This is a genomic window from Micromonospora sp. GCM10011542 (assembly GCF_042650685.1).
Lineage (GTDB): Bacteria > Actinomycetota > Actinomycetes > Mycobacteriales > Micromonosporaceae > Micromonospora.
In genome coordinates, this window is sequence record NZ_JBHSBO010000007.1 from 89,228 (window position 1) to 113,392 (window position 24,165).

The window sequence follows — 24,165 nt, forward strand, 5'->3', positions numbered from 1 at the left end:
CGTCCGGGGTCACCGCGACCTAAGTAGTGGCGCCCAACTGACCAGCGGCCGATGGCGGGAGCCGCCGGGGGAACCAGCATCGGGATCATGGATCTGCTCGACCTGTTGCACCAGACGATGTCCTCGCCCTGGGTCTATCTCGCGATCTTCGCGATCGCGGTGCTCGACGGCTTCTTTCCGGTGGTGCCCAGCGAGACCGCGGTCATCACCGCCGGGGTGTTCGCGGCCTCCGGCGCGCCGGACCTGCCGGTGGTGATCCTGGTGGCCGCCGCTGGCGCCCTGGTCGGCGACCACGTCTCGTACGCCATCGGGCGGGGCGGCGGCGCCCGGCTGCTCGCCAGGCTCCCGGCCGGCGGCCGACGGCGAAGGGCCGTCGACCGGGCCCGCCGTGGGATCGCCACCCGGGGTGGCCTGATCCTCACCGTGGCCCGGTACGTGCCGGGTGGTCGGACCGCGGTCACTCTCACCATGGGGGCCGTGCACTTTCCCCGGCGTCGCTTCCTGGCCTTCGACGCGCTCGCCGCCGGATCGTGGGCGCTCTACTCGGCGCTGGTCGGCTACCTCGGCGGGCTGGCCTTCGAGCAGGACCCGCTGCGCGGCCTGCTGCTCGGACTGGGGCTGGCGCTCACCGTGACCGTGCTCGTCGAGGCAGCGCGGTGGGCACGTCAGCGCCGGTCCCACCGACCGGCCGCCGCTCACCAGCTTTGAGAAGGATCCCTTTCTCTACCGCAGGCGTTAACAAGGGGCCCTTCCTTACAACACCGGTGGGCGCCAGGTGACGCCGTGCAGCAGTTGGCCGGCGCCGACCCAGGCCACGTTCATCATCCGGGTGGCGGTCTTCTCGGGGTCCGCCTCCGGGTGGTCGGCCAGCCAGTCGGCCAGCGACTCGGTGGCGCCGACCAGGGCGTACGCGACGACTTCCAAGTCGGTGGCGGCGACCTCGCGCCCCTCGGCGCGCAGTGCATGGTCGAGCATTCCGGCGACCACCTCGACCAGCCGGGCCCGCATGGTGGCCAGCTCGCCGGCGAACGGCTGCTCGCCGCGGGCCTGCCGGTAGAGCACGGCCCAGCCGTCCCGGTGCGCGCCGACGAAGCCGAAGAACGCGCGCAACCCGCGCCAGAGCCGTTCGTCGGCCGGCAGGTCGGGCGCGGCGGCGCCGGCGATCGCCTGCATCATCCGGGTGCCCTCCCGGTGCAGACAGGCGACGAAGAGCTCCTCCTTGGTGCCGAGGTAGGCGTAGACCATCGGCTTGGAGATGCCGGCGTCCTCCGCGATCTCGTCCATGCTGGCGGCGTGGAAGCCGCGCCGGGAGAAGACCTTGACGGCCGCGTCGAGCATCTGCTGCTCGCGTACGGCCCGGGGCAGGCGCTTGAAGGTGGGACCGGAGGGCACCCTTGCGAGCATACCTACTCGTGCGTAGGGTTACGCCGGAGTAACCAAAGTCGGACGGCCCGAGAGGTGTTTCCCCCATGACTGACTTCGACCCGGCCAACTTCGCCAACGTCGGCCCGAAGGAGTTCGCCCAACTGGTCAAGTCCACCCCGGACGACAAGATCGCCCAGGTGATGTCCGGTGACCTGCGCGACAAGATCCTGGGCGAGGTGTTCGGCCGGATGCCGTCGCTGTTCCGCGCCGACCGGGCCGGTTCCACCAACGCGGTCATCCACTGGGTCATCACCGGTCGCCCGGACGGCGGCAGCGACACCTACGAGGTGGCCATCGCCGACGGCAAGTGCACGGTGAACGAGACCCCGCAGCACGACCCGAAGCTGAGCCTCACCATGGGCCCGGTGGAGTTCCTGAAGATCGTCTCCGGTGGCGCCAACCCGGTGATGATGTTCATGACCGGCAAGTTGAAGGCGAAGGGCGACCTCGGCCTGGCCGCCAACATCGCCAACCTGTTCGACATCCCCAAGGCCTGACATGGCTGAGTTCTCGCTCGACCTGAACGAGGAACAGCGGGATCTGCGCGACTGGGTGCACGGCTTCGCCGCCGAGGTCGTGCGCCCGGCCGCCGCCGAGTGGGACGAGCGCGAGGACACCCCGTGGCCGGTGATCCAGGAGGCGGCCAAGGTCGGCCTCTACGGCTTCGAGTTCCTCGCCACCTGCTGGGCCGATCCCACCGGGCTCTCCCTGCCCATCGCCAGCGAGGAACTCTTCTGGGGTGACGCCGGCATCGGTTTGAGCATCTTCGGCACCTCCCTCGCCGTCGCCGCCATCTACGGAGCGGGCACGCCCGAGCAGATGGTCGAATGGGTGCCGCAGTGCTTCGGCGACGTCGACTCGCCGGCCGTGGCCGCGTTCTGCACCAGCGAGCCCGAGGCCGGCTCGGACGTCGGCGCGATGCGTACCCGGGCCGTCTACGACGAGGCCGCCGACGAGTGGGTGCTCACCGGGCAGAAGGCGTACGCCACCAACGGCGGGATCGCCGGCGTGCACGTGGTCACCGCCTCGGTCGACCCGGCACTCGGCTCGCGCGGCCAGGCCGCGTTCGTCGTACCGCCGGGCACGCCCGGCCTGGCCGCCACCCGCAAGCTGCGCAAGCTGGGCCTGCGTGCCTCGCACACCGCCGATGTCTTCCTCGACGGGGTACGCGTCCCCGGGCGCTGCCTGCTCGGTGGGCGGGAGGCCCTGCTGGAACGCCTGGACCGGGCCCGCTCCGGGCAGCGCGCCTCCGGGCAGGCCGCCATGCGTACGTTCGAGCTGTCCCGACCCACCGTCGGCGCGCAGGCGCTCGGCGTGGCCCGGGCCGCCTACGAGTACGCGCTGGACTACGCGAAGGACCGGGTCCAGTTCGGCCGGCCGATCATCGAGAACCAGGCGGTCGCGTTCGCGCTCGCCGACATGCGGATGGAGATCGACGCCGCCCGGCTGCTGGTCTGGCGGGCCTCCTGGATGGGCCGCAACAACCGCCCGTTCACCGCTGGCGAAGGCTCGATGTCCAAACTCAAGGCCGGCGAGGTGGCCGTGTCGGTCACCGAGAAGGCGGTCCAACTGCTCGGCGGGGCCGGCTTCCTGCGCGACCATCCGGTGGAGCGCTGGTACCGGGACGCCAAGATCTACACCATCTTCGAGGGCACCTCGGAGATCCAGCGACTGGTCATCTCCCGGGCCATCTCCGGGATGCAGATCCGCTGACCCGCAACCGGCCTCCGCTGGGCTCCACGGCCCAACCGATGCATGATCGAGTAGAGCCCGACGAAGGGCCCCTCGGGGGCCCTTCCGTGCACCCCTGAGGAGGCCAGCGGGATGGATCTGCCGTTCATCGTCGCCACCCTGACCCGGCGCGGCCTGCTCACCCCCGGTCGGCCCATCCGGGTCGCCGCCCAGCTCGGCGCGCTGCGCAAATGGGGCTGGAGCCTCGCCGGTGAGCTGCGCCAGGCCGCCGCCCGGGATCCCGGCCGGACGGCGGTGATCGACGAGCAGGGCACCGAACTGACCTACCAGGAGCTGCTCGACCGGGCCGAACGGCTGGCCCGGTCCCTGCGCGCGGCGCTCGGCGTCCAGGTCGGCGACCGGATCGGCGTCCTCTGCCGCAACCATCACGGCCTGATCGAGACGATCGTCGCCGCCACCCTCCTCGGCGCCGACGCGGTCCTGGTCAACACCGGGCTCTCCGCCGCGCAACTGGCCACCGTCGCCGACGAACAGCGGCTGCGGGTGCTCGTGCACGACGACGAGTTCGCCGAGCGGGTCCTCGGGCTCCCCGCCGAGCTGCACCGCGTCGACGAGCGCGCCCGGCACGAGCTGATCGCCGGGGCGCTCCCCGGTGAGCTGCACCCGCCGGAGCGCGACGGCCGGATCATCGTGCTCACCTCCGGCACCACCGGCACCCCCAAGGGCGCCCGCCGGCCCACACCCAACGGCTTCGGCCCGCTGGTGTCCATCATCGACCGGATCCCCCTGCACGCCCGGGACCGCGTGATGATCGCCGCGCCCATCTTCCACACCTGGGGGTACGCGGCGCTCCAGGTCTGCTTCGCGCTGCGGGCCACCATCGTGCTGCACCGCCGCTTCGACCCGGCCGCCACGCTGACCGCACTCGCCAGCCAGGAGTGTGACGCGCTCTTCGCCGTACCCGTGATGCTGCAACGCCTTCTCGAGGTGGCGCCGCCGGACCCGCGGCCCCCGCTGAAGGTGGTCGCGGTCAGCGGCTCGGCGCTGCCCGGCGGCCTGGCACCGGCGTTCATGGACGTCTACGGCGACGTGCTCTACAACCTGTACGGCTCGACCGAGGTCTCCTGGGCCTCCATCGCCGGGCCGGCGGAGCTGCGCGAGGCACCCACCACCGCCGGTCGGCCGCCGCACGGCACGCGGCTGGAGATCCTCGACGACACCGGCGAGCCGGTGCCCAGCGGGCGGGTGGGTCGGATCTTCGTCGGCAACGAGATGCTCTTCGAGGGCTACACCTCCGGAGCGTCCCGGGAGACCCGCGACGGTCTGCTGGACACCGGTGACCTCGGTCGGGTCAACACCGACGGCCTGCTCTTCGTGGACGGCCGGGCCGACGACATGATCGTCTCGGGTGGTGAGAACGTCTTCCCCTCCGAGGTGGAGGACCTGCTCGCCGGGCTGCCGCAGGTGCGCGAGGCCGCCGTGATCGGCGTGCCCGACCCGGAGTACGGCCAACGCCTCGCCGCGTTCCTCGCCCTGCACCCCGGCGAAACCCTCGACCCGGAGGCGGTCCGCGAGTACGTCCGGCACTATCTGGCCCGCTTCTCCGTGCCCCGGGACGTGGTCTTCGTGAAGTACCTGCCCCGCAACGCCACCGGCAAGGTGCTCAGCCGCGAGCTACGGCGCTACTACGGCTGACGCCCGCACCGGCTTGCCCCGCCATGCCCGGGCTCAGCCGGGAATCGTGATCCGGCCATCGATGGCGGCGGCGGCGATGTCGGTGCGGTGCTGCGAGCCGGCCAGCTCCACCCCGTTCACCAGCGCGTACGCGGCGTCCCGGGCGGCGGCCAGGTCGGCGCCGGTGGCCGTACCGCAGAGGACCCGGCCGCCGGCGGACAGCAACGCGCCGTCGCCGGCCCGGCGGGCGGTGCCGGCGTGGATGATGCCCGGCCGGTCGGCGCCGGTGATCACGTCACCGGTGCGCGGCGCGGCCGGATAGCCCGCCGCGGCCACCACCACGGTGACCCCGGCGCCGACGCGCCAGCGCAGCGGGGGGTGCCCGGCCAGCGTGCCGGTGGCCGCCGCGTGCAGCAGCCCGCCCAGCGGGGTCTCCAGCAGGGCGAGGACCACCTGCGTCTCCGGGTCGCCGAAGCGCGCGTTGAACTCGATTACCCGCGGGCCGTCGGCGGTGATGGCGAGGCCCACGTAGAGCAGGCCGGCGAACGGGGTGCCCCGACCGCGCAGCTCCGCCAGCGTCGGGTGCACCACGTCGGCCATCACCTCGTCGACCAGGCCCGGCGGGGCCCACGGCAGCGGGGCGTACGCCCCCATGCCACCCGTGTTCGGGCCGGTGTCGCCGTCGCCGATGCGCTTGAAGTCCTGCGCGGGCAGCAGCGGCACGGCCGCCTCGCCGTCGGTGACCACGAAGAGGGAGACCTCCGGGCCGGCGAGGAACTCCTCGACCACCACCCGGCCACACTCGCGGGCGTGCGCCAGCGCGGCGGCGCGGTCGTCGGTGACCACCACGCCCTTGCCGGCGGCCAGCCCGTCGTCCTTCACCACGTACGGCGGGCCGAACTCGTCCAGGGCCCGGCCGGTGCTCTCGTCGTCCGTGCAGGTGTACGCGCGAGCGGTGGGCACATTGGCGGCGGTCATCACGTCCTTGGCGAACGTCTTGGAGCCCTCCAGCCGGGCGGCCTCGGCCGACGGCCCGAACACCGCGATGCCCTTGGCCCGCACCGCGTCGGCGACCCCCGCCACCAGCGGCGCCTCCGGCCCGATCACCACGAGATCGGCTTCCACCTCGACGGCCAGCGCGGCGACGGCCGCCGGATCGGTGGCGTTCACCGCCCGCAGCTCGGCCACGTCTGCGATACCCGGATTACCAGGCGCCGCGATCAACGCGGTAACGGCCGGATCCGCAGCCAACCCCAGGGCGAGCGCATGCTCCCGCCCCCCACCACCCACCAAAAGAACCCGCACAACGGCATCCTACTGACCCCCACGCCCGACCCCGTTGATCATGAGGTTAACGGCGAAGTCGATCGCAGAAACCGCTGCCAACCTCATGATCAACTGTGGATGGCTGTCGCGATGGCCTGACGGACCGTCCAGGGGATGTAGTCGGGGTCGAGAGTGTCCTGCCAGGTGAAGCGCAAGATGTTCCAGCCTGCGTTGGTTAGGCGGTTCTGCCGACGGCGGTCGATAAAGACCGCGTCCGGGGTGTCGTGGGCGGACCGGCCATCGGCTTCGGCCACGATCCTGGGGCCGCGCCAGCCGAGATCCCCGATGCCGAGCAGGTAACCGTCGGCGTCGCGTACTTCGAGTTGCAGGGCGTCGGGCGGAACCCTGCCGTCGACGCACCGCAGTCTGGTGCGGGTCTCCAGGGGCGACTGGGCCCGGCCATCCGCCTCAATCAGATAGCCGCGGGCCGCCACGGCTCCGCGCCGCCGCCGAACGAGTGCGGGCACCAACGACAGATCGGCCTCGGTGATGAGCCGACGGTTCAGCGCGGAGTCGAGCACGGAAACCGCCGGGTAGCGCGGCGTTCTCAGGATGATGTCGACGACCGTCCGCAGCGGGGAGGTCGTCGCTATCCCCCGCACCGGTACCACCGAGCCGGAGGGTCCGTCGAGCTGATGCAGCACGATGGCCTGATCCCGCACCCGCGTCGCCCGCGCCGCCCGCCCGGGCAGCGCCAGGTGAATCTCCTCGGTCCGCGGAAGACCCGCAATCCCGTGCAGTTCGGCGGCGGTGCCCAGGACAGCGCGAGCCGAGGGCCCCAGGGAGAGAGCGGCGGCACGGATGCGGCTACGGCGGGTCACCGGAGCCTGCGGATCGATCAGATAGACCGCACGGGCGAGCGGACGCCAGCGACCGAAGGTGACCAGGTTGTCGATCTCATGTCGGCCGAACCCGAGCTGGAGCGCCTGCGCCCGGGTCACCACACCATCCTGAGCCCCGGCGACACGACCGAGAAGCGTCCCCCGTTCCATCGCTCACACGATGGACCACAGCCCGCCCGCCCCACACCCCCTGTGGACAACCCCGCCGATGCCTGTGGACAACCGCGTTCGCCTCAATTGTTGATCATGAGGTTGGCGGCGGTTACGGCGATCAACTTCACCGCCAATCTCATGATCAACGCGTTTGGGGTTAGGGGAGGAGGGGGTGGCGGAGGACGTTTTCTTCTCGGCCGGGGCCTACGCCGACCACGCTGACTCTGGTGTTGCAGAGTTCTTCGATGCGGGCGATGTAGCGGCGGGCGTTCTCTGGCAGCTCGTCCTCGGTGCGGGCCTTGGTGATGTCCTCCGACCAGCCGTCGAGTTCCTCGTAGACCGGCGTGGCGTGGTGGAAGTCCGTCTGGCTCATCGGCATGTCGTCGACCCGCTCGCCGTTGATCTCGTACCCGACGCAGATCGGCACCTTGGGCAGGCCGGTGAGCACGTCCAGCTTGGTGATCACCAGGTCGGTGACGCCGTTGAGGCGGCAGGCGTACCGGGCAACCACCGCGTCGAACCAGCCGCAGCGGCGCTCACGGCCGGTGGTCGTGCCGTACTCCGCGCCGATCTTGCGCAGGTGGTCGCCGTTGGCGTCGAACAGCTCGGTCGGGAACGGGCCCGCACCGACCCGGGTGGTGTACGCCTTGCTCACCGCGATCACCCTGGTGATCGCGGTGGGCGGGATCCCGGCGCCCACGCAGGCGCCGCCGGCGGTCGGGTTGGACGAGGTCACGAAGGGGTACGTGCCGTGGTCCATGTCGAGCATGGTGGCCTGGGCACCCTCCAGCAGCACCGTCTCGCCCCGGTCCAGCGCGTCCCAGAGCATCGCCCGGGTCTCCGCGATGTACGGCTTGAGCCGCTCCGCGTACCCCAGGTACTCCTCGACGGTCGCGTCGACGTCGATCGCCTTGCGGTTGTAGACCTTGAACAGGATCTGGTTCTTCTCGCGCAGCGCGAGTTCCAGCTTCTTGCGCAGGATGCCCGGGTCGAGCAGGTCCTGGAGCCGGATGCCGATCCGGGCGACCTTGTCGCCGTACGCCGGGCCGATGCCGCGGCCGGTGGTGCCGATCCGGGACGAGCCGAGGTAGCGCTCGATCACCCGGTCCAGCGCCCGGTGGTGCGGCATGATCAGGTGGGCGTCGCCGGAGATCCGCAGCCGGGACACGTCCACGCCGCGCTCGGCCAACCCGTCGATCTCGGTGAGCAGCACCTTCGGGTCGACCACCACGCCGTTGCCGATGACGATCATCGCGCTCGGCGAGAGCGCGCCGGAAGGCATCAGGTGCAGCGCGTACTTCTGGCCGTCCGGGGTGATCACCGTGTGGCCGGCGTTGTTGCCGCCGGAGTAGCGCACGACGTAGTCGACCCGCTCACCCAGCAGGTCGGTAACCTTGCCCTTGCCCTCGTCGCCCCACTGAGCGCCGATGAGCACGATCGCTGGCATCTCTTCCGCCTCCAGAAGGCTCGGGTGCCAGGTGGCGACCGGTTGGCGAGCCCGGGGTGTCAGGCTAACAAGTAGTGACGGCGCGGCCGGCAGGGGTCGCGTCGAGAGGCAGGAGGCTCCTTCCGTGTACGACGTGGTGCTGCTCACCCTCGGTTCCGAGCGGAACGCTCCCGGGGGCTGTGGCAGCGGCGGGGCCTGCTGCGGCGGCGCGACGGACACCGCCGCCGACCAGCAGGGAAGCGCGACGGACGCCGCCGGGACCCAGCCCGCGAGCGCGCAGGACCGGCCGGCGACGGCGGCGGAGCGCTGCGAAACCCCCCGGGTGCCGGTGCTGGCGTGCGCCGACGCGCTGACCGCCCGCGGCGCCCGGGTGGAGACGGTCACCGCCCGCTCCGACGCGGAGATCGACGAGGTGCTGGCCCGACTCGACGGCCCACCCCGCCCGGACGGCCTGACCTGGCCCGACCCGGACAGCAAGACCCGGCTGGTCGTCGCCACGGCGAGTGACGGTCAGTTGCGCGCCGTGCTGCGCCGGATGGTGCGCCGGTACGCTCCACCGCCGAGCCGCCGCCCGGCGGACCTGCCCAGTGACCGGACCCTGCCGGACCTGCCGCCGGTGGCCGTACTCCCGCTGGACCCGGCGCGCGGCGGCACCCACCGGGACCTGGCCGCGCAGCTCGGGTTGCCCCGGGACCCGACGGCCGTGGCCGCCGCCGTGCTCGACGGCACGCCGCGCCGGCTGGACCTGCTGCGCAACGACGGTGGCTCGGTGACCCTGGATGGCGCGCTGCTCGGCGCCGCCGACGACGCGGGCCGGCCGCTGCACTGGCGGGCCCGGGTGGAGGTGGACGACGCCGTCCTCACCGATGGTGACGAACCGCTGCTGGCCTGCGCGATCGGCAACGCCGGCGGGTACGCGACGCTCGACGACGTGGCGCTGCTGGCGGCCCCGGACCCGACCGACGGCCGGGTCGAGGTCGCGGTGGCCGTCCCGGTGGTGGTCCGCTCGGCGTTGGGTCGCAAGCGGGTACGCCTGGAGGTGCGCCGGGCCCGTGGGCGGGCCGTGTCGGTGCTGCCCCGGGAGGGGAAGGTGCCCTTCCTGGACGACGGTGTCGAGGGCGAGCTGACCCGCAAGCGGTCCTGGTGGGTGGAGCCGGGCGCCTGGGCGGTCTGGTCGGCCTGACCCGGCTGCGCTGACCGACCCCGGTCGGCCGGTGGGCCTATCCTCGCAGGAGGACTGGGGAGGAACCGTAATGGACGAGAACGCCGACCGGGCGCAGGTGCCCGGCCAGCAGCCGGTGCCGGAGCGGGACATCGAACCACTGTGGCCCCCGGAACCGGCCGACCCGGCCGCGGGCGGCACGCTGCCCCCGTGGGCGTCGGTCGCCGCGCAGCAGGCCGGCCCGCCGGCTCCCGCTCGACCGCGGGTACCCGGCCAGCCCGGGTCCACCGACCCGACGCTGTCCCCTCCCTCGCCGGCGGACTATCCGTCCCTCACCGGCGCCGTGCCGCCCCCGACCGGCTGGGCGGCCACCGGTGCGTCCGGCAGCGGGCCCGACGGCTGGGCCGCCAACGGCCCGGGCGGCACCGGATCGGGCGGTTGGGCACCGGCGCAGCCGAGCTGGGCTCCGGGGCCGGCACAGCCGAGCTGGACGCCGCCGCCGAACGACCCGGCCACCCCGCCGCCCGGCACCCCAGCCCCACCGGTCGGTGCCGCGCCGACCGTGCCAGCGCCCGGCACGCCGGCCGCACCGACGGTCGGTGCAGCGGCGACGCCGTCGGTCAGCCCGGTCCCGCCCGCCGTCGGCAGCTTCGCGACGCCTGTCGCCGGCAGTCCGGCCCGGACGGACAGCACCACCGAGGGGACCAGCCCCGCGACCGGGGGCGACGCCGACCCGCAGGGCACCAGCGCCGCGGTGAGCGCCGCCGGCGAGCCGACCCAGGGCCTCCCGCAGCAGAACGACTCGCACACCGGTGCGCAGGCGGTGCCCGCCGCCCCGATCGCACCCGGCGGCGTCGACCTGGACCTGCCCTTCACCCTGGACGCTCCGGTCGCGCCCGTCCCGCCGGCCCCCAACCGTGCGGCAACGGGAGCAGGGGCGCCAGCCGCAGCGTCGGCGGCAGACGGACCGGCAGCGGGCGAACCGGCGACCGGTCCGGCCGATGCCGGCACACCGACGGCTGAGGCGGCACCGGCGGCGGTCAGCGGCATCCCCGGGCAGGACGAACCGGCCGCCGGAGCGGCACGGGCCATGGCGGACTCTCCGTGGGCCTACCCACCGCAGCGGCCGGGCGGCACGTCCAGCCCGGCGGGTGAGGAGGCCGCGGGCGACCGCTCAGCGACCGGCCTGCCGCCGATCCCGGCCCCACCCGGTCCGCCGCAGCCCGGCCGGCAGGGGTCGAACCTCAGCGGTCCGGACGCCGGTCACCCCGGCGCGGCGACCGCTGGTTCCCCCGACGCGGCAGCGGCGTACCCGGCGGCACCGGGGTATCCCGGCAGCGCCGGCCCTGGTCAGGGCCTCGCCGGCTCCGGCCCGGCCCAGCAGCCGGCAACCCCGCCGCCGATGCCACCCGGGCCCGGCAATTCGGCGTTGCCCGGCACACCCGGACCCGAGCCGCACGGCAGTCCGGCGTCGCGTGGCGGACCAGCAGCCCACGGCAGTCCGGCACAGCAGGGCGCGCCGGCGCAGCAGGGCGGGCCGGTGCCGCCGCCGGGGCCGTTCCCGCCCTCGCCGGGCTGGTACCCGCCACCGTGGCAGCAGGGCACCCCGGGGGTGCCGCCGGTGCCGCAGCAGTCCTACCCGGAGCCCGAGGCGCGGATCCCCGCCGCCTACCCGGACGCCGCCTGGACCCCGGAAACCACCGCGGCACCGACCGCCGAGGACTTCGCCCGTCGTCGGCAGGTACGGCCCGCCGACCCGGTGGCGACCATGGGCGTACGCGCCGTGGTCAACAAGATGGGTCTGCTCCGGCTGGCGCCGGGGCGGCACGAGCAGGAGCTCAAGCGGGACATCGAGATGGTGCGCCGCAACTTCGGCGGTCTACGCCAGGTGACCGTGGTCAACCCCAAGGGCGGCGCCGGTAAGACGGTGGCCATCCTGCTGCTGGCGATGACGTTCGGCCAGAAGCGTGGCGGCTACGTGCTGGCCTGGGACAACAACGAGACCCAGGGCACCCTCGGAATGCGGGCCCAGCAGGACTTCCACTCGCGCACGGTGCGCGACATGCTGCGTGACCTGGGCCAGTTCCAGGGTGCGCACGGGCGGGTCGGCGACCTGTCGCAGTACGTCCGCTCGCAGGGCGAGGGGATGTTCGACGTGCTCGCCTCGGACGAGTCGGCGACCGGCGGCGAGATGCTCACGGCGGCGGCGTTCGCCGAGATCCGCGAGGTGGTCAGCCGGTTCTACAAGCTGATCTTCGTGGACACCGGGAACAACGTCCGGGCGCAGAACTGGCAGGCCGCGATGGACGCGACCGATCAGCTGGTGGTCACCATGTCCGCCCGGAACGACTCGGCGGAGACGGCCGCCCGGATGCTCGACCATCTGGAGCAGAGTGGCCGGCAGCGGCTGGTCCGGCAGGCGGTCACGGTGGTGTCGATGCCACCGTCACGCAAGGAGATCGACCTGCCGGCGATCCAGGAGCACTTCGCGGCCCGGACCCGGGCGGTGCTGCTGGCGCCGTACGAGCGGCTCATCGACAGCGGCGAACCGATCCGGTACGGCGGTCTCTCCTCGGCCACCCGGGACGCCTGGCTGAAGATCGCCGCCTCGGTCGCCGAGGGGCTCTAGCGGCCGAACCCGACGGCCGGTGCCGGACAGCGCCGGACCGGCCGTCGGGTGGGGTCAGTTGCTGGCCAGCGCGTCCGCGGCCGCGGGGTCGCAGTCGCGGAGGAACTGGGCACAGCGCGCGGCCTCGTCCGCCTCGCCGATCTCGTCGGCGGCCCGGGAGAGCACGTACAGGCAGCGGAGGAAGCCGCGGTTCGGCTCGTGCGACCACGGCACCGGGCCGTGGCCCTTCCAGCCGCTGCGGCGCAACTGGTCCAGGCCGCGGTGGTAGCCGGTGCGGGCGAAGGCGTACGCCGGGATGACCTGGCCCTGCGCGAACGCCCGGGTCGCCAGCGCCGCCCAGGCCGCGCTGTAGGTCGGGTAGCGGGCCGCCACCTCGGCGTACGCCTGGTCGCTGCCGGCCTGTTCGGCGGCGGCCAGGGCCGCGTCGGCATCGTCGTGCGCGGGGAGGTGGGTGGCCGGTGGCTCCGGCAACAGGTTCTGCATCGCCCCATTCAACCCGCTTCGGACGGCGACACGCGAGCGGGTCGGCCGACCCGGTCCGCTGAACGGCTGAGGAGTTGGTCACGCCTGCGGCCTATGCCGTGGTCAAGTGTTTTCCACTACAACTAATGGTCCGGAGCCTCCCCAGGACCCGGTAAGGCAGGAGCCCGGTGGCCACGACCACCGGGCTCCTGTGCGTCCGCCCCCGGGCCGACGTTTGGCCAGCCCCGCCGGGCGGGCAGGATGGCCGGGTGCCGACCCCACCTCCCGCGGACGTCATCGAGCCGCACCTGCGCACCGACGAGGTCCAGACCCGCGACGAGTTCGACCGGCGACTGGCCACCGGACGGCTGACCGGCCTGACCGTGCAGGGGCTGCGCCTCGACCTCGCTCCCGTGCCCGACCTCACCGCCGTGGAGGTGACCGGCACGCTCTTCGTGGGCTGCCGCTTCGCCTCCCGGGAGGTCGGCGCCGATCTGGTCCGGCGGGGCGCGAACGTGGTGCCACCGTTCTCCGGGCTGCCGTACCCGACCCAGCCGGCGCACCTCTACACCCCGGAGGACCTGGCCGCCGGCTTCGCCGAGGGTGGCTTCGCCGGGATGTACGACACCCGGGTGTACGAGCACTTCCGGGCGCACGGTGGCGCGCTGCCGGACGTCCGGGAGGCGCTCGGCCAGCGGCTGCACGACCACGGTGTGGACAACGCGCTCGCCGACGCCACCCGGGCCTGGCTGGCCGCGCACGGGCCGCAGTCGGTGGTGGGGATCATGGGCGGGCACGCGGTGCAGCGGGGCAGCGCTCCGTACCGGATGGCCGCCGTGCTGGGCTGGGAGCTGGCCCGGGCCGACCGGCTGGTGGTGACCGGCGGCGGCCCCGGGGTGATGGAGGCGGCGAACCTCGGCGCGTATCTGGCCGACCGGCCGGCGGCGGAGTTGACCGCGGCGATCGACCTGCTGGCCACCGCGCCCGACTTCACCGACCACGACCGCTACACCGCCACCGCGCTGACGGTCCGGCAGCGGTACGCGGTGGTGCCCCGGCAGCGTGGCGCCGGTTCGGGGTGGGCGCGGGCCGGCGGGCTGGCCATCCCGACCTGGCTGTACGGGCACGAGCCGGCGAACCTGTTCGCCGGCCGGATCGCGAAGTACTTCTCCAACGCCATCCGGGAGGACACCATCCTGCGGCTGGCCCGGGGCGGCATCGTCTTCGCGCCCGGGCGCGCGGGCACGGTGCAGGAGGTGTTCCAGGCGGCCACCAAGACCTACTACGGCACGGACGGGGCCAGCGGCGCGTACGTCTTCCTGGACCGGGCGTACTGGACCCGGGAGCTGCCGGTGGAGGCGCTGCTGCGCCCGCTGCTGGCCGCGTCCCCGTTCGGTGACCTGTCCGGGTCGATCCACCTGACCGACGACGTCCGCGAGGCCGTCCGGGTGCTCACCGCCTGAAAGGAGGGGCCCCTTGTTAACACCCGTGTGTTAACAAGGGGCCCCTCCTTCCCGCTGGAACTACTTCGACATCGTGGTGCCGGTGGAGCGCAGGTCCTCGCACGCCTTGACGACGCGGGCGGCCAAGCCGGCCTCGGCGGCCTTGCCCCAGGTGCGCGGGTCGTACTGCTTCTTGTTGCCGACCTCGCCGTCGATCTTCAGCACGCCGTCGTAGTTGCGCAGCATGTGGTCCGCGACGGGCCGGGTGAAGGCGTACTGGGTGTCGGTGTCGATGTTCATCTTCACCACGCCGTAGTCGAGAGCCTCGCGGATCTCGCTCAGCAGGGAGCCGGAGCCGCCGTGGAAGACCAGGCTGAGCGGCTTCTCCTTGCCGTACTTGGCGCCGACCGCCTCTTGGATCTGGTTGAGGATCTCGGGACGGAGCTTGACGTTGCCCGGCTTGTAGACGCCGTGCACGTTGCCGAAGGTCAGCGCTGCCATGTAGCGGCCCTTCTCGCCGAGGCCGAGCGCCTCGACCATGGCCAGGCCGTCCTCGACGGTGGTGTAGAGCTTGTCGTTGATGGCGTTCTCGACGCCGTCCTCCTCGCCACCGACCACGCCGACCTCGATCTCCAGCACGATCTTGCCCTTGGCGGCCTCGTCGAGGAGCTGGGCGGCGATCTGCAGGTTCTCGGCCACCGGAACGGCCGAGCCGTCCCACATGTGCGACTGGTACAGCGGCTGCTCGCCGCGCTTCACCCGCTCCTGCGAGATGCCCATCAGCGGCCGGACGAAGCCGTCCAGCTTGTCCTTGGGGCAGTGGTCGGTGTGCAGGGCGATGTTGACCGGGTACTTCTTGGCCACCTCGTGCGCGTACGCGGCGAACGCCACGGCACCGGTGACCATGTCCTTGATCGACGGACCGGAGAGGTACTCGGCGCCACCGGTGGAGACCTGGATGATGCCGTCGCTCTCCGCGTCGGCGAAGCCCTTGAGCGCCGCGTTCAGCGTCTGGGAGGAGGTCACGTTGATCGCGGGGTACGCGTACCGGCCGGCCTTGGCGCGGTCCAGCATCTCCGCGTAGGCCTCGGGGGAAGCGATGGGCATGTGATGCGCTCCTTACTTACCACTCTCGGCCGTACTGGCCGCTGTTGTTCACGTGTGCGCCGGACCGCGCTGTCCTCCGCCCGGCAGTATCCCGCAGAAGACGTACGCCGACACAACCGACCCGGTGCGGGCGTGCCGCGCTCGCGGTCACCGGTCGTCCAGGCGGTCCGGCACGATGACGCTGATCAGCCAGGTGACCACGGTCATCACGATGGCTCCCCAGAACGCGGGCCAGAAACCGTCCACCTGGAACGGCAGGTCCAGACCGCCCGCGATCCGGTCGACGAGCAAGAACAGCAGCGCGTTCACCACCAGGGCGAACAGGCCCAGGGTCAGCAGGTAGAACACGCAGCCGACCACCCTGATGACCGGCTTGAGCACGGCGTTGACCACGCCGAAGATCAGCGCCACCACCACCAGGGTGAGCACGGTGCTGCCGCCCGACCGACCGTTCACGTCGACGCCCGGCACGATCAGCGTGGTGATCCACAGCGCGACGGCGGTGATCGCCAGCCGGATGAGGAAGCCCACGGGACCATCCTGGCACCGGCCGCCGCACCCAGGGGCGATTCCGCCGACTCGGCTTCCGCGCGCGACGCGGGCCCAACCCGTACGGTGGTGGGGAACCGAGCACCGAGACCCCGGGAGGGACGATGGGTCAGCCCGACGAGGACTTCGCCCCCGGCGACCACCTCGACCCGGACGAGCGCGACCCCGAGGCGGAGCCGGCCGACGCGGTCGAACAGGCCACCACCGTCGACCCCGCCGACACCGACGGTCCACCGCACCGCGGCATGGAGGTCGACGACTGGGACGCGATGGAGCAGGCCCGGGTGGTCACCGGGGACGACGACGACTACCGCTGACCCGATCCGCGCCGGCCGTCAGTCGGTGCCGTCGACCAGGCCGGGGTGGCGTGCCGCCCACTCGCCGAGCCGATCCTCGCGCAACGCGGTGCGCAACTCCGGCATCAGCCGCGGGGCGGGGCGCAGGTGATAGCTCGGCCCGGTGGGCTCGGTGGTCGGCACATCGAGCCCGACCGGTTCGGCCGTCGCCAACCGCGGGATCACCCGCATCAGGTCCAGCACAGTCGTCCGGTCGGGTGCCACGGTGAGATCCGGCTCCAGGGCGCCGAGCAGCGCGGCGAGCCGCACCGGGTCGGTGAGCACGTCCCGATCCGTGGCCTGGCGCAGCAGGGCGGCGGCGAAGAGACGGGCGGTCTGGTCCCGATCCCTGCCCCCCTCGGGCAACCCGTACCGCTGACGGAGCAGGTCCATCGACGCGGCGCCGTCGAGCCGCTGGCAGCCGGCCGGAAAGATCCGGCCGCTGTGGACCGAACGCACCTTCCACGGCAGGCACACCGGTACGCCGCCGACCGCGTCGGTCAGCGTCCGCAACGCGGCGTACGTGAGCACGACACCCGCGTCGATCGACGTACCGGTCAGCTCCTCGACCGTCCGGCGGGTCAGTTCGTACCCGCGGGCCAGATCCGGGCGGTCGAGCCCGGCACCCAACGCGAACGCCGCGTTGACCTTGTCGGTCCCGTGGCCGGGGATGGGCAGCTCCAGGTCCCGGGGGACCGACATCAGGTACGGGCGGCTGCGATCGGCCGGGATGTGCAGGATCAGCAGGGAATCCGCCCGGGGCGGCGCCGACGTGGCGCCGGTGCCGTCGAGGCCGAGCAGCAGGATGGTCAGCGCGCCCACCGGCGCCGGTCGACCCGGATCACCCAGCAACTCGGCCGGCGCGGGCGACCGCGAAGGGTCCGGCGTGAACAGCGGAACGCCGATCCCCAGCACGCCGAGCAGGGCCAGTGCGACACCGCCGGCCCGCCAGTTCCGGCGGCGCCGCCGTCGGCGTACGGCCAACCGGTCGATCGCTGCGCGCAGCGGGCCGGGCGGCGGGGTCAGTGGCTCGTGTCGCACGAATGCGGCACGCAGGTCGTCCTCGATCACGAGCAGGCCTCCACGTACTCGGCCCGGAGCGTGGCCAGCGCCCGGGAGATGGACGAGCGGACGGTGCCGACGGCACAGCCGAGGATGTCGGCGATCTCCGCGTCGGGCAGGTCCTCGTAGTAGCGCAGCACCAGCGTGGCCCGCTGTCGGCGCGGCAACCGCGACAGCCAGGACCAGACCTGGTCGCGGTCCACGGCGGACTGGGCGTGGTCGGCGGGAGCCGGCACGGCCTCGTCGGCTTCGGCCCGCAACAGCACCCGACGCATCCACGAGCCACGTCGCCAGTCCACGTACTGATTGGTCAGCATCCGGCGCACGTACCGCTCGGGCGAGTCCGCCCGCGCCACCCGCCGCCAGTTGAGCTGGACCCGAACCATCGTCTCCTGCACCAGATCCTGCGCCTGGTGCGGGTCACCGCTGAGCATGACCGCGTACCGCAGCAGTGGGGCCAGCCGCGTGTCGGCGAACTCCTCGTACGTCACTGCACCTCCCGGGCTCCTGCCTGGGATGACGGGAGCGGACCGACCGAACGTTGCGGTGATGCCGGTCAACCTTTCGGCTCGTGTTGGCGATCCGACGTCGCGGAGGGCGGCGGTTCACCTTAGGGATTCCTTAGGATCCGCAGGCTGCACCTGAATCCCCCTACTGGAGGAATCCCCCTGATGCTCAGCCACTCCACCCGGCGCTGGCTCGCCGGACTGGGCGTAGCAGGCGCGCTCGTCGCCGCCTCCGCCACCCCGGCCGTCGCCGCACCGGCGACAGAGTTCGACCTCTACTTCTCGGACGTCACGGTCGCGGCCGATTCCGCTGGCGTGGTCCGGGGAGCGCGCGTCTACAGCAGCGAGCCGGCTGTCCTCAACGAGGTGAGCGTCCGCTACGACTACCGCAGTCTCGCTGGGAAGGTCACCCTGGTCGGTGACACCGGCAACGACTGCGCTGCCGACGGAGAGGGTGTCCTGGTCTGCCGGGAGTACTCCCCGCTCACCATTGACGAGCTGTACGGCGGGTTCCCTGGCAAGGTGGTCGTGGCACCGACCGACAAGGCGGCCACCGGCGACGCGGGCGAGCTGAAGGTCAGCCTTCGGACCGCCGACAAGGAGATCGCGTCCTCCACCTCCCGCATCCGGGTGGCCGAGGGCGTCGACCTCGCGGGTGGGCCGGACGTCACGACGAAGGCAGCGCCGGGCGGCAGCTTCGAAGCGCCGCTCGCGGTGCGCAACGTCGGCAAGACCGAGGTCGACGGCGTGGTGGCCGTGTTCGACAGCGACTACGGCATCCGCACCAAGGAGCGCTTCGCCAACTGCCTCTACTTCGAGGACTACCTCTACGCCTGCCAGTTCGATGAGAAGATTCCGAGCGGCGAGGGCCGTGCGACGACCTTCAACTACGAGCTTGCCGCCGACACCTACGCGCCGGGAAGCCAGTCCAGCTACGTCACGTTCATGACGCCCGCTGAGTTCGAGGGCAGCACGGAGGCCCGCAAGGAAGCTGGCGCCGAGGTGGCCCGTAAGGGCAATGGCAAGACGCTGGCGTTGAAGTCCCTGGCCACCGCCGGCAGCGCACGTGCCGTGCAGATCGACACCGACCCCACCAACAACGTTAGTGGCGTCACGGTGGAGGTCACCGGCAAGAACGGGGCCGACCTGGCGGCGATCGGTGCCACGCTCAGCGGCAAGAAGGGCGCGGTGCTCACTGCCGCCCTCGGCTTCCGCAACAACGGCCCGGCCACCCTGGAGAACCTCCGGACCGAGTCGGATGTGACCTACGTGGATGTCACGGTGCCGACCGGAACCACCGCGGTCGAGGTGCCGTTCGAGTGCGCTCCGCGTGACGGCAAGGACGCCGACTGGGGCGACGCCGGCACTCCGGGCGCCAAGGAGTACCGCTGCTACCCGGGGCCGTTCGCTCCGGCCGGCGAGGACCTGACCGGGGAGTTCAAGTTCCGGATCGACAAGGTCGTCGCCAACGCCACCGGCACCGTGAAGGTCAACGTCCCGTGCGAGTGCGACGGCGGCTTCTACGCCGACCTGAAGCCGGCCAACGACACCGCGAAGATCCTGGTCAACGCCGAGGGCGGCCATGGTGGCGGTGACGGTGGCACCCTGCCGATCACCGGTGCGTCCACCGGCCTGATCACCGGCATCGGCGCCCTGCTGCTCGCCGCCGGTGTCGGCGGCTACCTGGTGGCCAAGCGCCGCCGGACCCGCTTCGTCGCCTGATCCACCCGCATCACTGGTGCCCCGCCGACCACCACGGTCGGCGGGGCACCGTCGTTCATGGCCCGCGACCGCAGCGAACGCGGTCCGGGCACGGCGCCGGACCAGGCTTCGGTACCCTTTGTGGCCGTGGACACAGCTGAGAACACCCGGGCACTCTCGGAGAGCATCGCCCTGAACCCGCTCGACCCCAAGGATCTGTTGCACACCTTCGGGCTGGTCGGCGTGTGGGTGATCCTCTTCGCCGAGACGGGCCTGCTGGTGGGCTTCTTCTTCCCGGGCGACTCGCTGCTCTTCCTGGCCGGGGTGGCGGCCTCGCCGGTGGCGGACGCGATCTTCGGCGACGGCACCCGGATCTCCCTGATGGGGCTGCTCATCGGCGGGCCGATCTGCGCGATCGTCGGCGCCCAGCTCGGCCACTGGCTCGGCGCCCGGTACGGCCGCCGCATGTTCGACCGGCCCAACTCCCGCCTGTTCAAGCGGGAGTACGTGGAGAAGGCGGAGTACTACTTCCAGAAGTTCGGCCCGGCGAAGGCCGTCGTGCTGGCGCGCTTCATCCCGATCGTGCGGACGTTCCTCAACCCGGTGGCCGGAGCGCTCGGCATGCCGGCCCGGCAGTTCCTGCTCTGGAACATCGTCGGCGCCGTGCTCTGGGTGGACGGCATCCTGCTGATCGGCTACCTGCTGGCCGAGCAGATCTATGACGCCATCGGCGACAAGATCGACCGGTACATCCTGCCGGTGGTGGCCCTGATCATCCTGATCTCGGTGCTGCCGATCTTCTTCGAGTTCCTTCGCGACCGCCGGGCCCGTAAGCGCGGCGAGGCGGTCGCGGTGGTGGCGGCGGCCAGCGCCGTCGGTGCGGTGGAGGCCGTCCGTGAGGCGTTCGACCACGACGAGCACCCGCGCGACCGCCGGCGTCCGGAGCACGGCCAGGAGCACTGACCCGGGTACGACGACGGCCGGCCCCCTGGTGGGGACCGGCCGTTGTCATGTTCGGGCCCGGCCTCGGCGGTGCGGCCGGGGACGAGCAGGCGTCACCGAGCGGTGGCGCCACCCCTGGCTCGCCACCGGACACCGCTCCGATGCGGAACGGTGCACAGCGCCTGCTTCAGCGGGCCTTCTTGGTGGCCCGCTTGCGCGGCGGGGTCAGCAGGTCGGCGATCGTCGCGATCGCACTCGGGACCAGCCGGTAGTACGCCCAGACACCGCGCTTCTCCCGCTCCAGCAAGCCGGCCTCGGTGAGGATGCGCAGGTGGTGACTGACCGTCGGCTGAGAGAGGCCGAGCGGCGCCGTCAGGTCACAGACGCACGCCTCGCCCTCGGGGGCCGACTGGATCAGGCTGAGCAGCCGCAACCGGGCGGGATCGGCAAGGGCCTTGAGGACCCCCGCCAGACGCTCGGCATCGGCACGTTCGATCGGCTCACCGGCAAGCGGCGAGATCTGAGGCATAGTCATTTCGGCCAACGCAGTTCCCACGTATTCCATCCTTCCACCAGCAGCATCGATCCGCCTGCATATCAGCAGATCCGAATCGGCAAACTTTTACGCCACAAGGCCGAGGTCAGCCAACGTATAGGCCGCCCGATACGGCAGTCCGGCGGCTCGCACCGCGTCGCCGGCGCCTCGATCAACAATAACCGCCACGCCCACGACTTCGGCCCCGGCCTCACGAAGCGCCTCGACCGCCGTCAACACGCTTCCGCCCGTCGTCGACGTATCTTCCACCGCCAACACCCGACGACCGGCCACCTCCGGTCCCTCGATCCGCCGCTGCAGACCGTGCGCCTTGCCCGCCTTGCGCACCACGAAGGCGTCCAAGGATCGGCCCGACGGGGCGGCGTGCAGCATCGAGAGCGCGACGGGGTCCGCGCCCAGAGTGAGTCCACCGACGGCCTCGTACTCCCAGTCGGCGGTGAGGTCGAGCAGCACCCGACCCACCAACGGAGCGGCCTGGTGATGGAGCGTGACGCGTCGCAGATCGACGTACCAGTCCGCCTCGCGTCCCGAGGAGAGCACCACCCGTCCGTGGACCACAGCCAGGTCGGTAATGAATTTACGCAGGTCGTCGTGGTCCCCCATGGCGATAGAGCGTACTGCGCAAGTCTGGGGGCCGCGTGCGGGGTCCACCCGGATCAACCCTGTGGGCGAACGATGAGTGGCAATGTTCGATTACGCTCCGCCACCGCACAGGTGGCGGTACGGCGACATGCCGCCGGAGACCTCCGCGGGCCGTGCGGCCCGACCTCGCTCAGTGCTCGTCGCGACCGATCCGGCCGCGGGTGTCCCGGGCGACCGCCTGGAGCAGCCGACGCGGCGCGTGCCGCAGACCGGCGACGGCCAGCTTGTACTTCCACGCGGGAATACTGACCAACTTGCCTTTGCGCAGGTCACGCAGGGCCTCGTCGACCACGTCGTCGGCCCGTAGCCACATCCACTCCGGCGTCTTCGACATGTTGATGCCGGCCCGCTCGTGGAACTCGGTACGCGTGTAGCCGGGGCAGAGCGCCATCACCCGGACACCGAACGGCCGCGCGGACTGGCCGACGGATTCGCTGAAGTTGGTGACCCACGCCTTGCTGGCGGAATAGGTCGAGCCCGGCATCACCGCGCCGAATCCGGCAACGGAAGAGACATTTATCACTGCCCCACCGCGCCGTTCGGTCATCGGCCCCAACGCGGCCAGGGTCAGCCGCATGACCGCATGCACGTTGAGCCGCAGCAGCCGCGCCTCGTCGTCGACGGAGGACCGTAGGAAGGGCCGGTTGAGGCTGATCCCGGCGTTGTTCACCAGCAGGTGTATCGGGCCGCCGTCGGCCAGACGCCGTTCCACGGCGGCGCAACCGTCGTCGGTGGACAGGTCGGCGGAGATGGTCTCCATCTGCCGGCCGTGCCGACCGCCCAACTCGGCGGCCAGGTCGTTCAGGCGGCTCGCGTCCCGGGCGACCAGCACCAGGTGCCAGCCGTCATCGGCGAGCCGGCGGGCGAAGGCCGCGCCGATGCCGGCGGTGGCACCGGTGATCAGGGCCCGTCGCTCGGCGTTCGGAGAATCGAGCGTCACGGGCGGTCCTCACCTGGGCGGAACGGGGGCGCGGCCGGCGCCGGCGGAGGCTGGTACGGGACGGTCGACGGGGAACGGTGCCGACCGAACCATGCGTTCGCGGCCGGCAGGGCCAGCAGCGTAGCTACCACAAGGTAACCGAGCCCCTGCCCGACCGAAAGCCCGGCGTTCACCGGGATCCACCACGACGGGTACGCGTCGGAGACGAGGCCCAGCAGCTCGGCGGTGGCCCGCTCGTCGGCACCCAGTCGCAGCGGCGCGGTCCGCTCGCCGACCAGCACCGCCAGACTGCAGCAGCCCGCGAGCAGGCCGATCCCGCAGACCACCCAGGTGGCCACCCGGACGCCCGAGCGTCCGATGAGCAGGCCGGGGCCGAGGCCCGCGAGCAGCACCGCGCCCAGCACGGCGACCACCGCCGCCAGGACCACGGACGCGCGCAGCAGGGTCACCAGGTCGTCGATCTGCTCGCGGCTCGCCGAGGTGTCGCGGGCGGCGGCGCGGAACGCGTCGACGGTATCGCCGAGGACCGCCAGGCCGACCACGGCGTACGCGAGTGCGGCGACGGCCATCAGCAGCAGCACCGCGGTGGCCAGCGCGACGACGGCCGGCCGGCGGGCCGGTGCCGATTGCGGGTACGACACGACGGATCCCTCCGGTAGGCGCTGGGTTGCAACCTACTCGGAGGGATCGTGGGCGTCGCGCTTATCGGTGCGTCAACTCGTCGGGCCGGGGCGGTCCGACGGAGGTGTGTCGCCCGGGCCCGGCTCACCGGCCGAAGTGGACGGCCCGGCCGGCGGGTACCCCGGCTGACCCGACTGCGGCGGCTGGCCCGGCGTCGACGGGTAACCCGGCTCGCCGGTCGACGGGTAGCCCGGCTGCCCGGAGGACTGCGGGTAGCCCGGGTAGGCGGCGCCGGGAGTCGGCGGCTCCCAGGCCGCGGTGGGCTTGCGGAAGAACTCGTTGGCCTTGGGCAGTGCCAGCAGGATCAGCGCCGTGATCAGCGCGATCAGACTGATCACGCCGAGCAGGATGCTGACCGGGGTGAGCCAGGAGGGCAGCACCTCGTCCAGTCGACGTTGCACCTCCTCGCCGCTCGGCATGTCGCCGCCGGTGTTCCCACCGGTGGTGAAGTTGCCGGCCACACCGCTGAGCAGCGTCCCGCCCGTGCAGCAGACCATGATGCCGCCGACGATCCAGGTGGCGATCCGTGCGCCGTTGCGGCCCCGGTTGTTGAGCAGGGCCAGCACGGCGAGCACGACGGCGAGCAGCAACAGCAGGATGCCGCTGCCGATGCCGACGGCGAAGGCGAAGTCCGCGATCTGGTCCGCGCCTTCGGCGGTGCTGCCCGCGTACGCCTCCCGAAGTGCGTCACGGGTCTTGCCGATTGTGGCCAGGGTGAGGATCAGACTGATCACCTGGCACGCCAGGAACAGGAAGAGCAGGTAGCTGGATATCGTCACGACGGACGGCCGCTGGCGGGCCGGCGTGCTCTGGGAATCGACCACGATTCTCCTTCCCTTAAGATCGCGCCCACACCGTATCGACAACCGGCAACTCCGGCATGCCGTCAC

The 24,165-nt window shown here is 72.1% G+C and carries 24 protein-coding genes; 10 read left to right on the plus strand and 14 right to left on the minus strand.

All coding sequences use genetic code 11. The annotated features are described in order from the left end of the window. Positions 1-84: 84 nt before the first annotated feature. Entirely contained in the window at positions 85-708 is a 624-nt protein-coding gene (locus ACFOW4_RS01960) for a DedA family protein (RefSeq protein ID WP_377523971.1), read from the plus strand. A 45-nt stretch (positions 709-753) separates the two neighbouring features. On the opposite strand, the gene ACFOW4_RS01965 is transcribed toward ACFOW4_RS01960, so the two are convergent. Then, positions 754-1,404, minus strand: coding sequence for a TetR/AcrR family transcriptional regulator (locus ACFOW4_RS01965; RefSeq protein WP_377523866.1), 651 nt, complete (start codon positions 1,402-1,404; stop codon positions 754-756). A gap of 65 nt (positions 1,405-1,469) precedes the next feature. Between ACFOW4_RS01965 and ACFOW4_RS01970 the strand changes: the two genes are divergently transcribed. The 3 genes from ACFOW4_RS01970 to ACFOW4_RS01980 all read left to right on the plus strand — a co-directional run bounded on the left by ACFOW4_RS01970 (position 1,470) and on the right by ACFOW4_RS01980 (position 4,812). Then, positions 1,470-1,922: an SCP2 sterol-binding domain-containing protein gene (locus ACFOW4_RS01970; protein WP_377523867.1), complete on the plus strand. Its 453-nt coding sequence runs from the start codon at positions 1,470-1,472 to the stop codon at positions 1,920-1,922. A gap of 1 nt (position 1,923) precedes the next feature. After that, positions 1,924-3,138, plus strand: coding sequence for an acyl-CoA dehydrogenase family protein (locus ACFOW4_RS01975; RefSeq protein WP_377523870.1), 1,215 nt, complete (start codon positions 1,924-1,926; stop codon positions 3,136-3,138). A 111-nt stretch (positions 3,139-3,249) separates the two neighbouring features. Beyond that, a complete protein-coding gene (locus ACFOW4_RS01980) occupies positions 3,250-4,812 on the plus strand; it encodes an AMP-binding protein (protein ID WP_377523871.1) in 1,563 nt (520 codons plus the stop codon). 33 nt (positions 4,813-4,845) lie between these two features. Here ACFOW4_RS01980 and purD read toward each other — a convergent pair whose 3' ends face one another. From purD to ACFOW4_RS01995, 3 genes are all read right to left on the minus strand, one after another. Beyond that, positions 4,846-6,096, minus strand: coding sequence for a phosphoribosylamine--glycine ligase (gene purD, locus ACFOW4_RS01985; protein WP_377523873.1), 1,251 nt, complete (start codon positions 6,094-6,096; stop codon positions 4,846-4,848). 89 nt (positions 6,097-6,185) lie between these two features. Further along, complete coding sequence (locus ACFOW4_RS01990) at positions 6,186-7,058, minus strand: hypothetical protein (RefSeq protein ID WP_377523874.1); 873 nt, start codon at positions 7,056-7,058, stop codon at positions 6,186-6,188. A gap of 211 nt (positions 7,059-7,269) precedes the next feature. Continuing rightward, complete coding sequence (locus ACFOW4_RS01995) at positions 7,270-8,559, minus strand: adenylosuccinate synthase (RefSeq protein ID WP_377523876.1); 1,290 nt, start codon at positions 8,557-8,559, stop codon at positions 7,270-7,272. Positions 8,560-8,683: 124 nt separating this feature from the next. Here ACFOW4_RS01995 and ACFOW4_RS02000 point away from each other — a divergent pair, with 124 nt between their 5' ends. Continuing rightward, on the plus strand, positions 8,684-9,742 hold the full coding sequence (locus ACFOW4_RS02000; protein ID WP_377523877.1) for a hypothetical protein: 1,059 nt from the start codon (positions 8,684-8,686) through the stop codon (positions 9,740-9,742). 802 nt (positions 9,743-10,544) lie between these two features. Continuing rightward, positions 10,545-12,350 carry a chromosome partitioning protein gene (locus ACFOW4_RS02005; protein ID WP_377523973.1) on the plus strand — a complete coding sequence of 602 codons (1,806 nt, stop codon included), beginning with the start codon at positions 10,545-10,547 and terminating at the stop codon, positions 12,348-12,350. 54 nt (positions 12,351-12,404) lie between these two features. Here ACFOW4_RS02005 and ACFOW4_RS02010 read toward each other — a convergent pair whose 3' ends face one another. Further along, positions 12,405-12,833: a DUF3151 domain-containing protein gene (locus ACFOW4_RS02010; protein WP_377523880.1), complete on the minus strand. Its 429-nt coding sequence runs from the start codon at positions 12,831-12,833 to the stop codon at positions 12,405-12,407. 248 nt (positions 12,834-13,081) lie between these two features. Here ACFOW4_RS02010 and ACFOW4_RS02015 point away from each other — a divergent pair, with 248 nt between their 5' ends. Continuing rightward, positions 13,082-14,275 carry an LOG family protein gene (locus tag ACFOW4_RS02015; protein ID WP_377523881.1) on the plus strand — a complete coding sequence of 398 codons (1,194 nt, stop codon included), beginning with the start codon at positions 13,082-13,084 and terminating at the stop codon, positions 14,273-14,275. Positions 14,276-14,335: 60 nt separating this feature from the next. Here ACFOW4_RS02015 and fbaA read toward each other — a convergent pair whose 3' ends face one another. Continuing rightward, positions 14,336-15,361, minus strand: a complete 1,026-nt coding sequence (gene fbaA / locus ACFOW4_RS02020; RefSeq protein WP_377523883.1) for a class II fructose-bisphosphate aldolase — start codon at positions 15,359-15,361, stop codon at positions 14,336-14,338. Between the two features lie 147 nt (positions 15,362-15,508). Next, entirely contained in the window at positions 15,509-15,892 is a 384-nt protein-coding gene (locus ACFOW4_RS02025) for a phage holin family protein (protein WP_377523884.1), read from the minus strand. 122 nt (positions 15,893-16,014) lie between these two features. Between ACFOW4_RS02025 and ACFOW4_RS02030 the strand changes: the two genes are divergently transcribed. Continuing rightward, positions 16,015-16,227 (plus strand): hypothetical protein, encoded by a 213-nt coding sequence (locus ACFOW4_RS02030; protein WP_377523886.1) that lies wholly within the window; start codon positions 16,015-16,017, stop codon positions 16,225-16,227. A gap of 18 nt (positions 16,228-16,245) precedes the next feature. Here ACFOW4_RS02030 and ACFOW4_RS02035 read toward each other — a convergent pair whose 3' ends face one another. Then, positions 16,246-17,316, minus strand: coding sequence for an LCP family protein (locus ACFOW4_RS02035; protein WP_377523887.1), 1,071 nt, complete (start codon positions 17,314-17,316; stop codon positions 16,246-16,248). Then, the gene (locus tag ACFOW4_RS02040; RefSeq protein WP_377523889.1) at positions 17,313-17,798 is read right to left on the minus strand and encodes a SigE family RNA polymerase sigma factor; all 486 of its coding nucleotides are present in this window, start codon (positions 17,796-17,798) and stop codon (positions 17,313-17,315) included. Before ACFOW4_RS02040 ends, ACFOW4_RS02035 begins: the two co-directional genes overlap by 4 nt. A 180-nt stretch (positions 17,799-17,978) precedes the next feature. On the opposite strand from ACFOW4_RS02040, the gene ACFOW4_RS02045 reads away from it, so the two are divergent. Together ACFOW4_RS02045 and ACFOW4_RS02050 are read left to right on the plus strand one after the other, a co-directional pair. Next, positions 17,979-19,535 (plus strand): LPXTG cell wall anchor domain-containing protein, encoded by a 1,557-nt coding sequence (locus ACFOW4_RS02045; protein ID WP_377523890.1) that lies wholly within the window; start codon positions 17,979-17,981, stop codon positions 19,533-19,535. Positions 19,536-19,655: 120 nt separating this feature from the next. Continuing rightward, positions 19,656-20,477: a DedA family protein gene (locus ACFOW4_RS02050; RefSeq protein WP_377523892.1), complete on the plus strand. Its 822-nt coding sequence runs from the start codon at positions 19,656-19,658 to the stop codon at positions 20,475-20,477. Positions 20,478-20,643: 166 nt separating this feature from the next. Here the strand turns inward: ACFOW4_RS02050 and ACFOW4_RS02055 are convergent, their stop codons facing one another. From ACFOW4_RS02055 to ACFOW4_RS02075, 5 genes are all read right to left on the minus strand, one after another. Then, on the minus strand, positions 20,644-21,021 hold the full coding sequence (locus tag ACFOW4_RS02055) for a helix-turn-helix transcriptional regulator (protein ID WP_007454255.1): 378 nt from the start codon (positions 21,019-21,021) through the stop codon (positions 20,644-20,646). Positions 21,022-21,078: 57 nt separating this feature from the next. Beyond that, positions 21,079-21,615, minus strand: a complete 537-nt coding sequence (gene pyrE, locus ACFOW4_RS02060) for an orotate phosphoribosyltransferase (protein ID WP_377523893.1) — start codon at positions 21,613-21,615, stop codon at positions 21,079-21,081. A gap of 169 nt (positions 21,616-21,784) precedes the next feature. Beyond that, entirely contained in the window at positions 21,785-22,594 is an 810-nt protein-coding gene (locus tag ACFOW4_RS02065) for an SDR family NAD(P)-dependent oxidoreductase (RefSeq protein ID WP_377523895.1), read from the minus strand. Continuing rightward, a complete protein-coding gene (locus ACFOW4_RS02070) occupies positions 22,591-23,235 on the minus strand; it encodes a hypothetical protein (RefSeq protein ID WP_377523896.1) in 645 nt (214 codons plus the stop codon). Before ACFOW4_RS02070 ends, ACFOW4_RS02065 begins: the two co-directional genes overlap by 4 nt. 72 nt (positions 23,236-23,307) lie before the next feature. Continuing rightward, a complete protein-coding gene (locus tag ACFOW4_RS02075; protein WP_377523898.1) occupies positions 23,308-24,099 on the minus strand; it encodes a hypothetical protein in 792 nt (263 codons plus the stop codon). Positions 24,100-24,165: the final 66 nt, after the last annotated feature.

Bases quoted from the DNA above. Each gene is read 5' to 3' on its own strand.
- ACFOW4_RS01965 (WP_377523866.1), bottom strand. From the start codon at position 1,404: ATGCTCGCAAGGGTGCCCTCCGGTCCCACCTTCAAGCGCCTGCCCCGG.
- ACFOW4_RS01970 (WP_377523867.1), top strand. From the start codon at position 1,470: ATGACTGACTTCGACCCGGCCAACTTCGCCAACGTCGGCCCGAAGGAG.
- ACFOW4_RS01975 (WP_377523870.1), top strand. From the start codon at position 1,924: ATGGCTGAGTTCTCGCTCGACCTGAACGAGGAACAGCGGGATCTGCGC.
- ACFOW4_RS01980 (WP_377523871.1), top strand. From the start codon at position 3,250: ATGGATCTGCCGTTCATCGTCGCCACCCTGACCCGGCGCGGCCTGCTC.
- ACFOW4_RS01995 (WP_377523876.1), bottom strand. From the start codon at position 8,559: ATGCCAGCGATCGTGCTCATCGGCGCTCAGTGGGGCGACGAGGGCAAG.
- ACFOW4_RS02010 (WP_377523880.1), bottom strand. From the start codon at position 12,833: ATGCAGAACCTGTTGCCGGAGCCACCGGCCACCCACCTCCCCGCGCAC.
- fbaA (WP_377523883.1), bottom strand. From the start codon at position 15,361: ATGCCCATCGCTTCCCCCGAGGCCTACGCGGAGATGCTGGACCGCGCC.
- ACFOW4_RS02030 (WP_377523886.1), top strand. From the start codon at position 16,015: ATGGGTCAGCCCGACGAGGACTTCGCCCCCGGCGACCACCTCGACCCG.
- ACFOW4_RS02045 (WP_377523890.1), top strand. From the start codon at position 17,979: ATGCTCAGCCACTCCACCCGGCGCTGGCTCGCCGGACTGGGCGTAGCA.
- ACFOW4_RS02055 (WP_007454255.1), bottom strand. From the start codon at position 21,021: ATGGAATACGTGGGAACTGCGTTGGCCGAAATGACTATGCCTCAGATC.
- pyrE (WP_377523893.1), bottom strand. From the start codon at position 21,615: ATGGGGGACCACGACGACCTGCGTAAATTCATTACCGACCTGGCTGTG.